This is a genomic window from Thermanaerothrix sp. (assembly GCF_056331585.1).
Genome location: NZ_JBWGPQ010000028.1, coordinates 1 through 13,044 on the forward strand (window position 1 = coordinate 1; position 13,044 = coordinate 13,044).

Below are 13,044 nucleotides of genomic sequence, written 5' to 3' on the forward strand. Positions count from 1 at the left end.
GTTGTGGATGAGGACAACGGCGGCGAATACCCCTAGGACGCGCTAGGAAGCCCGTAGAGCGGCTTTTCCGCGCCTGAAGGTATAAATGACCTTTGAAGCAAGAAAGGGGGCTTCTTGCGCGTTTTTGAAGGCTTACAGGCGGTCTACTGGTGAGGCCAGGCGGTGCGCCTGTTCCAGGTCTGCTTCTGTTTGAGCCAGGTATCTTTTGGTCACCTCAAGGCTGGAGTGCCCAAGCAGGCGGCTCACGCTCAAAATGTCTGCGCCGTTGCGGAGCATGGCCAGGGCGCAGGCGCGCCGGAAGTCGTGCGGAGAGGGAACCTGTCTCAAGCCGGCCAGTTTCGCCCGGCGGGTGAGGATGGCGCGCAAGCCGCCATAGGTCAGGCGTTCGCCCGACTTGCTGACGAAAACGGCGCCGTTTTCGCCCATCCGCAATTTGGCATACTGCCGCAAGGCTTGCCGGGCAAGCCGGCTCAAAAAGACAAGGCGGAACTTGCCCCCTTTGCCCTTGCGGATAATAACCCTCCCGGTGACCAGGTCGACATCTGCCCATTCCATGCCCAGCAATTCGCTTGCACGAGCGCCGGTGTCCAAAAGCACAAGCAGGATAGCCTTATCACGAATGCCGGTGATGCTGCGGTCACAGGTGTTCAGCAGGGCTTGAACTTCGCTGATACTAACGCCTTCGATGGGGGCGTTGTCCACTTTTGGGGGCCTCAGGCGGCGGAGCGGTGAGGCGCAGTCTTCGTATTCGTTCTCCATCCAGCGGAAGAAAGCGCGCAGGGTACGGAAGTAAGCATGACGCCCACCCGGATTGTTGCCGTTTTCCTCAAGCCACAGGAAGAAGCGGCGCAACAGGGCGGCGTCCACCTGTTCGAGGCCTTTGGCCTGTTGGGCTTCGGCAAAGGCAATGAAGCGGCTTAGTTTCTTGCGGTAGAACTCCACCGTTGCGGGGGAGAGATTGCGAATGCGGCAATCGGTGATAAAGGCTTCTGCGGCGATTGCCAGAGTTGGATAAAAAGTCCGTTGCTCTACGACTGTTTGGCGGGTCATAGTTTCTCCTTTTACCCGCCACATATGCCGTTATTCGGATGACGCACCCCCACAGGTAGGGCGGGAGGGACTCGAACCCTCAAGGTGCTCCCGCACCGGTGGATTTTAAGTCCACTGCGTCTGCCTGTTCCGCCACCGCCCCTTACATCTTAGATTTTACCCCAAGCTGTCCCTGCGTCAAGCGTCCGCGGCGCGGCTAAACCACCCAGCGCCCCCGTTTCATCACCCGCCGCACCGGATTGGTGCCGAAGCGATAGCCCAGGTGGCGGTAATCCGGCACATCCAGGACGATTAAGTCGGCCTGCTTGCCCGGCTCCAGCGAGCCGAGGCGGTCGGCGGCGCCAATGGCTGCGGCAGCGTTGATGGTGGCAGCGGCAATAGCTTCGGCCGGGGTGAGTTTGAGGTAGCGGCAGGCCAGGGCAATGACGAAGGGCATACTCTCGCACCAGGCCGTACCGGGGTTGAGATCGGTGGCCAACGCCAGCAGTCCCCCGGCATCCAGAATCTCCCGTGCCGGGGTGTACTCGGGCTGTGCCAGGCCAAAGGGTGTGCAGGGCAGTGCAACCGCGACCGTATCACTGGCGGCCAGGGCCTGAATATCCTCCGGGGGGGTCTTGACCAGGTGATCGGCAGAGGTCGCCCCCAGTTCCACCGCCAGGCGTGCCCCGCCCAGGCTTTCGAACTCATCGGCGTGGATTTTCAGCCCAAAGCCCAATTCCCGCGCCCGCACCAGGATCTGACGCGATTGGGCTAAATCAAAGGCTATGCGCTCGCAGAAGACATCCACAAACGGCAACGGGCGCCCCGGAGCGTGGGTTTGCCACCACTGCCGCACCGCGGGCAGCATCTCGGTGCAGAGTTGATCCACATAAGCCTGAGGATCGTGGCGGAACTCGGGCGGCACATCGTGCGCAGCCAGGTAGGTCGGCACTAGTTCCAGCGGGCCCTCCTGATTCAGTTGCAGGATGGCCTCGAGCAGGCGCAGTTCGGATTCGAGCGTCAGGCCATAACCGGTCTTAGCCTCGGCGGTGGTGGTGCCGTGGCGCAGCATCGTCCAGGCCCGCTGGCGAGCTTGTTCGATCAACGTTTCCAGGGAAGCCTCGCGGGTAGCGCGCACCGTGGCCAGAATGCCCCCGCCCGCGGACGCAATTTCGGTATAGGTCTTGCCCTGGGTACGCCACTCGAATTCCTGAGCGCGGTCGCCGGCCCAGACTAGGTGGGTGTGCGGATCCACAAAGCCGGGGATGACCACGCGCCCACCGGCATCCCAGAGGTCTTCGTTAGGATAGGCGGCGCGCAGGATGGCGCTGGGACCGACGGCCTCGATCAACCCCCCGCGCACCAGCACGGCGCCGTCCTCGATCAGCCCCAGGCGGCCTAATTCGTGCCCGCGCTGGGGACCACCGGCAAGGGTCAACAACTGGCTAGCTGAATGGATGAGCATGGGGTTACCTCCGCGAATCAGGGGGTGGGGGTCAGGGTGGATGTCACGGTGAGCGAGGGGGTGGGGCTGAGACTGGGCGTGGGCGAGGGCGTCGGTGTGGTCACAAGGGTCGGGCTGGAGGTGGAGGTCAGGGTGACGGTGGGCGTTTGGGTGGGCGTGGGGGTCAATGTCGGCGTCGGCGAGATGGTCAGTTCGTATTCCAGGGTCAGCACGCGTGCGGAGAACGGCACCGGCGTCAGGACATAATTAATGGCATCCTGAATCTCGGCTTGAAACGCCGTGCGATTGGGCAGGAAGACGCTGACCCGCGGTTGCTCTGAGCGTAGATAGGGGGTCAGCGCCTGAGGCGAAAAGCGGAAAAATCCCAGGTGGCCCGGATCACCCAGGCGTAGCGCCAGGGGGATGGCGGTAAGTAGATCCTCCAACCCCAACGTGGTCTCCACACTGTTGCGGTAGGTGCGGTAGAGGTCCGGCAGGCGCACCAGGTTACCCCCCTGCACCAGGCGCAGGAAGAGCGCCTCCAGCACCTGTTGCTGGCGGGCATTGCGCTCAATCTCGCCTTCCCCCTCGCGCACGCGCAGGTAGCACAACACCTGATCGCCGCTGAGCAGGTAGGTGCCCAAGGGGATATCGCCGCACATCGGCGGTGGAGGTGAGAGGATCGTCAGTTCCAGCCCGCCCAGGTCATCAATCAGGTAGACGAAATCGGGCAGGTGCACCAGGACGTAGTCCTGCGGGCGCACGCCCAGGTTGTAAGCCAGCGTATCGGCCAGCAACGGCCAGCCGCCCAGGGCATACGCCACATTCAGGCGTTGCAGGGTGAATCCCGGTAGATAGACGTAGAGATCGGGGGGGACAGAAAGCAAGCTGGCGCGCCCCAGGCGCGGGTGGTAAAACGCCAACATTATCGCATCCGTGCGCCCCGGGTAGGGGGCGGGGGCATCGCTGCCCAAGAGCACCAGCGTGCGCACCTCGTCTGGCAGGTTTACCGCTAGTGGTGAGGGGATGGGCAGGATAGCCGTGGCCTGCGGGGTGGGAAAGGTGAGCGAAGTAGGTGCGGGGGAGGGGGTGGCGGTGGCGCTGGGCGTTAGCGCAGCAAGGGAAGGGGTGGTGGTCGGTGTGCCCGGCAGGCGGGCGCAGGCGGTCAGCGCGAGCAGGATCAGCCCGCTTAACCCGCGGACAAACCTCCGCCAGCCGGTGCGCATGACTCGTGCCTGAGCCTCAGCCATCCTGCTGGCATTATAGCACAGCCGTACCCAAGGAAAAGCTGCAGTGGGCCGCCCGGGCGACCCACTGCTCTGCACAAGGTGACATAGTTCTCCACCCTCGGCTAACGGCGTCGCCGGGGACGGATAACGACCATCCAGGGGCGATTAGCCTTACCCACAGCGCGTGCCTACTCCGACGAGCGTAAACCGAGCAGGCTGCACCCCAGGAACACAATCCCAACCAACGCAACCACCGCATAAACAATGAACGCCATTCTGACCTCCTTCTTCCCCTTCCGCACCACAACGCAACCGACCACCTTTGTAGGGTTAAACCCGCTTCGGTATCGCAGGTTACACCCATTTTAATTAACGACCATCCGCCGCGGCTTAACACCTTGGTTAGCTCACCTGCGCAGGGCTTGACAGATTTGTAAGGGCGACCTGATTCAACCATTAATACGTTGAACGGAGGCAAAAAGTTCCGCGCTAAATCAGAACATATACGCCATTACACCTATATCGGGATACGGACTTTGGCGCTTAGAGTCTCTCCGGTTTTCGGGTATCCTTAGTAAGGAACAAGATAATGATAGGATCGTGTTTCTGAAAGGAGCTGAGATCATGAATACCCCTGCCGTTTCTAAAGACCCGGTATGTGGTATGTCGGTGGACCCTTCTAAGGCCGCTGATACGTATGAGTATAAAGGGGTGACCTATTACTTCTGTTCACGGGGCTGTAAACAAGCCTTTGAGCGCGCCCCCGAAAAATATCTCGGTCCAACCCAGCACGACCCCCATTCTCACGGTTCCCATTGACGCTTCGCCCTGAGATGGTCAGTGCTTCATCCATGAGGAAGGCGAGGCAGGCGTAAAGAGAGGATTAAGATGTGCGGGTGTATGTTAATGCACATGGTAACCGGCCACTCTGGGCATCAGGGTCATCAGAGTGCTGGTCATGAGGAACGTCGCGGCGCCACTCTTACAGCGAGTGAACCGCAAGCTGAGACACACGGTTCCGACCCTCACCGGTGTGCTCATTGCGGCTTTCCACTTCACCCTGAGTATGCATTTTGCCCTGGGTGTGGCATGAGTCTTCGATCAACCCGGTGCCCGGCCTGTGGTCAAGCAGTTGACCCCGGCTGGAGGCATTGTGTCTATTGTGGTTCACCCCTTGGGGAGGCCCAACAACAATCGGTCTAGCTACCCATCACGATGGGGTCGGCGCGCTTGTTCAAATGCAGATTGGCAGGTCAGAGATCATACGTAGGATGGAGCACCATCACCACTCTCATGAAGAGAAACCCGTTCCTGAGCCGGAGCCTATAGCGCCTGTCCCTGCGCAAGGACACCCGACCGGCCGAGGGCATATGCACCATAAACCCTCTGCTCAGGGTGTGGATCACCACGGCCACGAGCAACTGTTTCGACGCCGTTTTTGGGGCAGCCTGATTCTCTCTATCCCGGTGCTTTTGTATAGCCCTATGCTTCAGCGGTGGTTAGGATTCCAAATGCCGGAGTTTCCCGCAAGCAGATGGATCCCACTGGCTTTCGCGGCGGTCGTTTTCGTTTATGGCGGTGTTCCGTTCCTGCGCATGGCAGTGCCGGAACTACGCAACCGGCGACCCGGGATGATGATGCTCATCTCTTTGGCCATAGTGGTCGCCTTCGTCTATAGTACCTTGGCTCAGGTCACGCATATCGATGAGGGATTCTTCTGGGAATTGGTCACCTTGATTGATATTATGCTACTTGGGCACTGGTTGGAGATGCGCTCAATTCGTCAGGCCTCAGGGGCCTTGACCGAACTGGCCCGTCTCTTACCCGATACGGCGGAGCGCATGGGTGTCGGAGAGAACACTGAGATCATCCCAGTCTCGGCACTGCGCCCGGGGGATGTGGTGTTGGTGCGCCCAGGGGCCCGTATTCCGGCCGATGGCGAAGTGGTAGCGGGAGAATCCAGCGTTGACGAATCCATGTTGACGGGGGAGTCTCGACCGGTTAAAAAGAGACTCGGGGATAAGGTGATTGCCGGTACAGTGAACAGTGAGGGCAGTCTCCGCGTTCGAGTGACAGCCGTCGGCGAACAGACAACATTGGCCGGAGTGATGCGCCTGGTAGAACAAGCCCAGCGCTCAAAATCGTCCACTCAGGTGCTTGCTGACAAAGCCGCTGGATGGTTATTTTATATTGCGTTAGGCATGGCCATAGCAACGGCTGTGGTTTGGAGCCTGGCCGTTGGATTCAACATTGACGTCCTGAAGCGCGTTGTCTCCGTCCTGGTCATTGCCTGTCCGCATGCATTGGGCCTGGCGGTCCCCCTGGTCGTTGCCATTACAACCACGCTTGGCGCCCGCAATGGCATCTTGATTCGTGATCGTCTGGCGTTAGAGAAAGCGCGCGAGGTGGATGTGGTGGTCTTTGACAAAACCGGAACCTTGACCGAGGGGACATTTGGCATCGTCGGTATCAAGACCGTGGCGGGTATGGATGAGACCAATGCCTTAGCGTTGGCCGCGGCAGTGGAAAGCGACTCAGAACATTTGATCGCCCAGGCCCTGCGTCATGCGGCATACCAACAGGGCCTCGATATACCCAAGGTAACCGAGTTTGAGGCCCTGAAAGGCCGCGGCGTGCGCGCTATTCACCAGGGCAAAGCGGTTTATGTGGGCGGTCCGAATCTGCTGGAAATGCTTCATCTTGATTTACCGGACGACCTGGCTGCATTTACCCGCGCAGAAGAAACCAAGGCCCGGACGGTGGTTTATCTTTGCACGGAATCACAGGTGTGGGCCGCCTTTGCAGTGGCAGATGTGATTCGCCCTCAGAGCCGAGAGGCTGTGCAGCGGCTCCATCAAATGGGCATTGAAGTAGCCATGCTTACAGGCGATAGCTTTGCCGTAGCTAAAGCGGTGGCAGAAGAAGTGGGTGTTGATCGGTTTTACGCCGAGGTTCTGCCCGAGGATAAAGAACGGAAGATCGTTGATTTGCAAACCCAAGGCAAACGCGTGGCGATGGTTGGCGATGGGGTCAATGATGCCCCGGCCCTGGTGCGCGCGGATGTCGGTATTGCCATCGGTGCGGGTACCGATGTGGCCATCGAGTCTGCCGGGATCATCCTGGTGCAAAACAACCCCTTGGATGTCGTCAAGGCAATAACCCTGAGTCGTGCCAGTTATCGCAAGATGATCGAGAACTTAATATGGGCTACGGGTTACAACGTTGTCGCGCTGCCTTTGGCGGCGGGGGTCTTGGCGCCCTGGCACCTTTTCCTATCTCCTGCCCTGGCGGCCTTGCTGATGTCATTGAGCACGCTCATCGTTGCCCTCAACGCCCAACGGCTACGTCACATCGGGGTGCTTTAAGAGACCGATTTTCACGGGTCAAGGTTACCCTACCCGCGAGGTGTGGTTATCTATTTATGTACCGTGCAATAACCATGCCCAAACCCAAATTGTTTTTTTCACTTTTGTTAAGCCCCACCCGTTCCCGCCCGGATGGATTTTTGCTATAATCAGAGCAATCCCAATCTTTGTTGCGCGTCTTTGCCTCGTCGCCGTCCGCTTCGGGGGAGTGCATTGTGAACGACGAGCCTGCCTGTATCCTTGCCCCGGTTCGAAAAACGCCTATCTACCGCTGGCTGACCTGGTTGGTGGCGTTGGCCCTGTTAAGCGTTGGGTGTGTCCCGCTTCCCCCTCAAGCCGCAGCTTCAACTTTCCCTGAGGCCCTGCCGCTGGTGGTGCTGGATTGGGAGAACGACATCACGCCAGAAATCTTGCAGGGCTTCACCGCCGAGACAGGCATCCCGGTGGAACTGCGCTACTACTACTCCGACGAGGAAGCCTATCGCCGCATCCTGGAAGGGGAAACATGCGACCTGGCAATTGTGGCCAATGATAAGGTACCAGGGCTGATCCGCGCCGAGCGCCTGCTTACGCTCGACCTGACCCAGGTGCCCAATTTCCGCCACATCGCCCCGGCCTTCCGCGACCTGGTGATTGACCCCGCCAACCGCCACAGCGTGCCATATTCCTGGGGCACCACGGGAATCGTTTATCACCCGGCTTATGCGACTTCGTCCCCCCAACAGTGGGCAGATCTATGGGGTGAACCTTATGCCGGCGGCGTTTTCCTCTGGGATGATCCACGCACGGTCATCGGCCTGACCTTGAAATCGTTGGGCTATTCGGCCAGTAGCGAGGATTTGCAAGCCCTCAACCTGGTTGCGGCTAAACTCAATGCCTGGCAAACGCTCCCGCCTGCCCCCTACCGACCCGAAGCCTTGGCTGAAGCCTTCCGCTCCGGCCGGGCGCAGGTCGCGGTGGCTTGGGTCGGGGATTATCTGCTGGCCCGTCGCGAGATTCCGGACTTGGTCTATGCCTTGCCCGCCGAAGGAAGCATCCTCTGGATGGATCATTTCGTCCTCCCGCGCTCGGCCCGCAGCCCCGAAGCCGCGCTGCGCCTGTTGGATTACCTCCTGCGTCCCGAGGTGGCCGCCCAAATCACCGCCCAGAGCCTGTGGGCGACCGCCAATGAGACCTCCTGGGCGCAGGTAAAACTTGACCCCGACGTGCAGGTGCTCGTTTTCCCGCCTGCCGAGGCGCTGACCAACGCCGAATTGATCCTGCCCCTCAGCCCCGAGGCCGAAATGGCGTATAATCGCATGTGGGAGCAATTTGTGCGCCTGCGTACGCCCTCTCCTGAAATGATTCCGTCGCCCACCCCACCATGATGTCCACGCCTCGGCCCCCCTCTCCTGCGCCCTCTCGAGCGCCGGCTTCGTTACGCCGCACCTTCCAACGTCTGCTGCGGGGGCTGATTTTGCTCAGCCTGGCGTTCATCCTTCTTGCTACCACCACCCTGATTTACCAAAACGAGAGCCGTTCTTGGCATGAGCGCCAGACCGAGGTCGCCCACAACCTGGCCGTAAGCGTTCAGGCCTACCTGCAACAAACCAAAAACAACCTGCAAGCCTTCGCCCTGCTTGGTCTAGATGAAGCCAGCCAACATCCTCAGCAAGCCGAGCGGCTCTTCGATCTCTATCCAGATTACGATTTGGTGCAGGTGATTGGGCCGGACAATCAGGTCATCCTCTCCCTGAGCCGTGCCGCCACCCCGACCATACAACTGGTGACCCTGCCCCAGGCGCGCTGGCTGGCCGAAGCGCGCGCCGGGCGCACCTACCTGAGCCCCTTCCAGGTTTCACCTCAGGGTAAACCTTACCTGCTCCTGGCCATGCCCGCAGTGGAAGGGCGGGTGGTGGCGGCGCAGATTTCGCTTGAACCACTATGGGAGCGGGTGCGCACTACCTCCCTCGGCCGCAGCGGTGTGATTTATTTGGCCGATCGCGCCGGGCGCATCCTGGCCCACCCGGATCCCGAGGTGGTTTTGCGCGGCGCGGTTCTGCCGCCAGAAGTGCTGGCTGTGCTTCCGGCTGCCGGCCAGCCCCAGCACCTGGAATGGAACCTGGACGCGGCGGGGTGGTGGGTGGAGCGCACGGTGCTGTCCATCCCCGATAGTGACTGGGTGGTGGTATCCGAGGTTCCCGGCCACGAGGTGCACGCTGGCACTTTGCTCAGCCTGAGCATCCTGGGCGGTAGTACCTTGCTCCTGGGCGCGCTGCTCTCGCTCGGTGCCGATGCCCACCTGCGCCGCCAGATCTTAATCCCGTTGGAGCACCTACGCCAGGGCGTGCTGGCGCTCAGCGCCGGGCGACTGGAGCACCGCTTGAATCTCCAACGCCCGGAGGAACTGCGTCAGGTGGCACAGGCCTTCAACACCATGGCGCAGACTTTGCAGGCTCAACAAGCCGCCCTGACTCGCCAGTCCGAGGCATTAACCCACCTCTACCAGCTGGCAACGCTGCTCAACGCCTGCGAAGACCGAGAAAGCGTCTATGCCGCCACGCTGAACACCCTCTTCACGCTCTTTCCTCGCACGCAGGCGGCGTATATCTTCGTGCGGGATGCCCAGGGTGGGCTGACCCTGACGGCATCCCGATGCGCTCCTGACTCCCCTGCCACAGACGAGGCCCTTCCTCCCACTGCGCCCAATGTCCAACACTGGCAGGCGGCAACGGCGCCGCGGGTCTACATTGAAGGTGCGCATGCCATGATCGTGCTCCAGGGGCGCGAGGACAGGCTCGGCCTGCTGCGGGTGAAAGCCTCTACCCCCGATGCCTGGTCCGAAGCCGAGCAGCGCTGGCTGGCAATGCTGGGTGATCAACTGGCCCACGCCATGCAGACCCTCACCTTGTACGAACAACTGCGCCAGGAATTAGCCGAGCGCCGCCGTGCTGAGGAAGCCTTGCGCCAGGCTCATGCCGATCTGGAAGAACGGATCCACCAGCGCACCCAGGAATTGCGCCGCCTGAATCGGGAACTCTTGCTCAGCCTTAACGAGCGCAATGTTTCCCAGGAGCGTTTGCAGCGCCAGAAACAACAATTGGAAACTCTACGCCAGGCCACGCTGGAACTTACCACACACCTGGACTTAAACAGCCTGCTTCAATCCTTGGTGCAACATGCGGTGAAAATCGTGAACGCCGATGCTGGTGGATTCTACCTCTACGAACCCGCTCATGACTACCTGGTGCGCGTGGTCAGCCTGGGTGAGCATGCCTTGCCGCTAGGGTTGATCATCCGCCGCGGCGAGAGCCTCTCAGGGCGTGTCTTGCAGAGCCGCGAACCGATCCTCATCACCAATTATCGCCATTGGGAAGGGCGTCTGACCCACCTGCCGCAAGAGTCTCAGGTCCATGCCGTCATCGGCCTGCCGGTGCAGTGGGGGGATGAATTCCTGGGGGTACTCAGCGTCGTTACTTATAAGGAACGCACCTTCAGCCAGGAAGAGGTCAACCTGCTCAATCTGTTTGCCATCCAGGCCGCCATCGCTATCCGCAATGCGCGCATCCTGGACAACGAACGACGCCTGCGCCGCCGCGCCGAAGCCCTGGCCAAGGTCAATGCCGCGCTGACCGCCTCGTTGGAACTCAAGCCCCTGCTGCTGCGGGTACTCGAGGCCGCCACGGAGGCCATTCCGGCTGCCGACCGCGGCAGCGTCCTCTTGCTTGATCCTCAGAGCGGGGAATTGGTGATCGAAGCCCTCTATGGCTATACCGACCCGCGCATTTATGCGCTGCGCTTCCCACGCGAGGCTGGCTACGCTGCCAAAGCCCTGCGCGAAGGTCGCCCCATTTTGATTCCGGATGCCCGCGCTGACCCAGTGGTGCGTTATGACGGTGAGATCGAAGAAATGCGCCAGGTGCGCTCCGCCATCGCCGCTCCGATGTACCTGCACGAACAACCAGTGGGTGTGATCACCCTCGATTGCACCCGCGAGACCCATGCGTTTACCTCGGAAGACCTTGACCTGCTGAAAGCCTTTGCCGACCAGGCCGCTATCGCCATTCACAACGTTCGCCTCTACGAACGCGAGAAGCACCTCGCCATCACCGATGAATTGACCCAGGTCTATAATCGCCGCTACGCGCTCCAATTAGCCGAACGCGAAATCGAACGCGCGCGGCGCTACCGGCGCCCGTTGGCGATGATCTTGGCCGATATTGATCATTTCAAATTGGTGAACGACACGTACGGCCACCTGGTAGGGGATGAGGTATTGCACGACCTGGCCCAGCGCTGCCGCCGCCAGCTGCGCGATTTCGATGTCTTGGGGCGCTACGGCGGCGAAGAGTTCCTGATGGTGCTCCCCGAAGCCGATGCCGAAGCCGCGCTGGGAGTGGCCGAGCGCCTGCGCCAGGCCGTGGCCAATCCGCCCTTCAACGGTGGTGAGCATTCTATCCAGATCACACTCTCGCTGGGTGTAGTCGCCTTTGATCGCGACCACCCCGACCTCAACCAGTGGTTGATGCGGGTAGATGCGGCCCTCTACCGCGCCAAAGAAAGCGGCCGCAACCGCGCCGTCTTGTGGGAGGGTGAGGCGGACGACGATGGCACTGCATCACCTTCCTCATAGCCTGCGCGCCCTGGGTGACGCCCGTGCTCAGGCGGTGTTGCGCGTTCTGGGTGCGGCATTACAAGCCGTCGAGCCGGCTCAGGCGGTGCGACGCCATATGCACCGTGAGGGCGATACCCTCAGCGCCGGCGGCCAAACCTACAACCTGCCCCGTTTGCGCCACCTCTGGCTGGTGGGGGCGGGCAAAGCCGCCGTCCCCATGGCCGGGGCAGTAGCCGACCTGCTCGGCGATGACCTCAGCGGCGGGCTGGTGATCACCAAATACGGCCATGGTGGCGCGCAAGCCGAGCGCCTGCGCGCGCGGGGGGTGGACGTGTACGAGGCCGGCCACCCCTTACCCGATGCTCAGGGCGTGGCGGCTACCCAGGCTCTGCTGGAACGCCTGGCGACCTGCAACGGCGAGGACTTAGTCATTCTCGTCCTCTCCGGCGGGGGGTCAGCCCTGCTCACCGCACCGGCACCCGGTATCACCCTGGATGACCTGCAGCGCTTGACGGCAGCCTTGCTGGCCTGCGGCGCCACGATCAACGAGATCAACGCCCTGCGCAAGCACCTCGACCGGGTCAAGGGTGGCGGCCTGGCCCGCCTGACGGCGCCGGCCCATTTGTTGGCACTCATCCTCTCGGACGTGGTTGGCGACCCATTGGACGTGATTGCCTCCGGACCAACCGTTCCCGACCCAACCACCTACGCCGAGGCGCTGGCCATCCTGGAACGTTATGGCCTGACCGCGCAGGCGCCCGCGGCGATCCTGGATCATCTACGACGCGGTTTGGCCGGTGAGCGCCCCGAGACGCTCAAGCCCGGCGACCCGCGCTTTGAGCAGGTGCAGAACCTCATCGTGGGCAATAACCTGCAGGCGGCGCAGGCCGCACAGGCGCAGGCTCAGGCCGAAGGCTTCCAGACCCTGTTGCTGACCACGTATCTGCAGGGTGAGGCCAGTCAGGCCGGGCGTTTCCTGGCTGCCCTGGCGCGCCAGATCGCCGCCAGCGGTGACCCGCTCCCCCGCCCGGCCTGCCTGATTACCGGCGGAGAGACCACGGTGACTCTGCGCGGCAATGGACGCGGCGGGCGCAATCAGGAAATGGCGCTCGGCGCCGTGGCCGACTTGGCCGGCCTGGAGGAGGTGGTGCTGCTCACCCTCGCCACGGATGGCGGGGATGGTCCAACCGAGGCTGCCGGCGCCGCCGTCAGCGGCACAACCCTGGCACGGGCACAAGCGCGGGGGCTTGACCCTTACGATTACCTGGCGCGCAACGATTCTTATACCTTCTTCGCGGCGCTGGAAGACCTGCTCATCACCGGCCCCACCCAGACCAACGTCAACGACTTGGCTTTCCTCTTCGCCTTCTGACCCTCTTTCTT

General features: G+C 61.5%; 9 protein-coding genes and 1 tRNA gene. 6 read left to right on the top strand and 4 right to left on the bottom strand.

Features of this window, described 5'->3' with window-relative positions:
* Window positions 1-132 precede the first annotated feature (132 nt).
* The 4 genes from AC01YT_RS09980 to AC01YT_RS09995 all read right to left on the bottom strand — a co-directional run bounded on the left by AC01YT_RS09980 (window position 133) and on the right by AC01YT_RS09995 (window position 3,723).
* Window positions 133-1,050, bottom strand: coding sequence for a tyrosine-type recombinase/integrase (locus tag AC01YT_RS09980; RefSeq protein WP_476675063.1), 918 nt, complete (start codon window positions 1,048-1,050; stop codon window positions 133-135).
* A 56-nt stretch (window positions 1,051-1,106) separates the two neighbouring features.
* A tRNA-Leu gene (locus AC01YT_RS09985) sits at window positions 1,107-1,192 on the bottom strand.
* A 54-nt stretch (window positions 1,193-1,246) separates the two neighbouring features.
* On the bottom strand, window positions 1,247-2,494 hold the full coding sequence (gene hutI / locus AC01YT_RS09990) for an imidazolonepropionase (RefSeq protein ID WP_476675065.1): 1,248 nt from the start codon (window positions 2,492-2,494) through the stop codon (window positions 1,247-1,249).
* A 17-nt stretch (window positions 2,495-2,511) separates the two neighbouring features.
* Window positions 2,512-3,723: an LCP family protein gene (locus AC01YT_RS09995; protein WP_476675067.1), complete on the bottom strand. Its 1,212-nt coding sequence runs from the start codon at window positions 3,721-3,723 to the stop codon at window positions 2,512-2,514.
* Window positions 3,724-4,326: 603 nt separating this feature from the next.
* Here AC01YT_RS09995 and AC01YT_RS10000 point away from each other — a divergent pair.
* From AC01YT_RS10000 to AC01YT_RS10025, 6 genes are all read left to right on the top strand, one after another.
* A complete protein-coding gene (locus AC01YT_RS10000; RefSeq protein WP_476675069.1) occupies window positions 4,327-4,521 on the top strand; it encodes a YHS domain-containing protein in 195 nt (64 codons plus the stop codon).
* A 93-nt stretch (window positions 4,522-4,614) separates the two neighbouring features.
* A complete protein-coding gene (locus AC01YT_RS10005; RefSeq protein WP_476675106.1) occupies window positions 4,615-4,905 on the top strand; it encodes a zinc ribbon domain-containing protein in 291 nt (96 codons plus the stop codon).
* 35 nt (window positions 4,906-4,940) lie between these two features.
* Window positions 4,941-7,067 (top strand): heavy metal translocating P-type ATPase, encoded by a 2,127-nt coding sequence (locus tag AC01YT_RS10010; protein WP_476675108.1) that lies wholly within the window; start codon window positions 4,941-4,943, stop codon window positions 7,065-7,067.
* A gap of 215 nt (window positions 7,068-7,282) precedes the next feature.
* Entirely contained in the window at window positions 7,283-8,434 is a 1,152-nt protein-coding gene (locus tag AC01YT_RS10015; protein WP_476675071.1) for an ABC transporter substrate-binding protein, read from the top strand.
* Window positions 8,431-11,679 carry a diguanylate cyclase gene (locus AC01YT_RS10020; RefSeq protein WP_476675073.1) on the top strand — a complete coding sequence of 1,083 codons (3,249 nt, stop codon included), beginning with the start codon at window positions 8,431-8,433 and terminating at the stop codon, window positions 11,677-11,679. Before AC01YT_RS10015 ends, AC01YT_RS10020 begins: the two co-directional genes overlap by 4 nt.
* Window positions 11,654-13,033 carry a glycerate kinase type-2 family protein gene (locus AC01YT_RS10025; RefSeq protein ID WP_476675075.1) on the top strand — a complete coding sequence of 460 codons (1,380 nt, stop codon included), beginning with the start codon at window positions 11,654-11,656 and terminating at the stop codon, window positions 13,031-13,033. Before AC01YT_RS10020 ends, AC01YT_RS10025 begins: the two co-directional genes overlap by 26 nt.
* The last annotated feature ends 11 nt before the right edge of the window (window positions 13,034-13,044 follow it).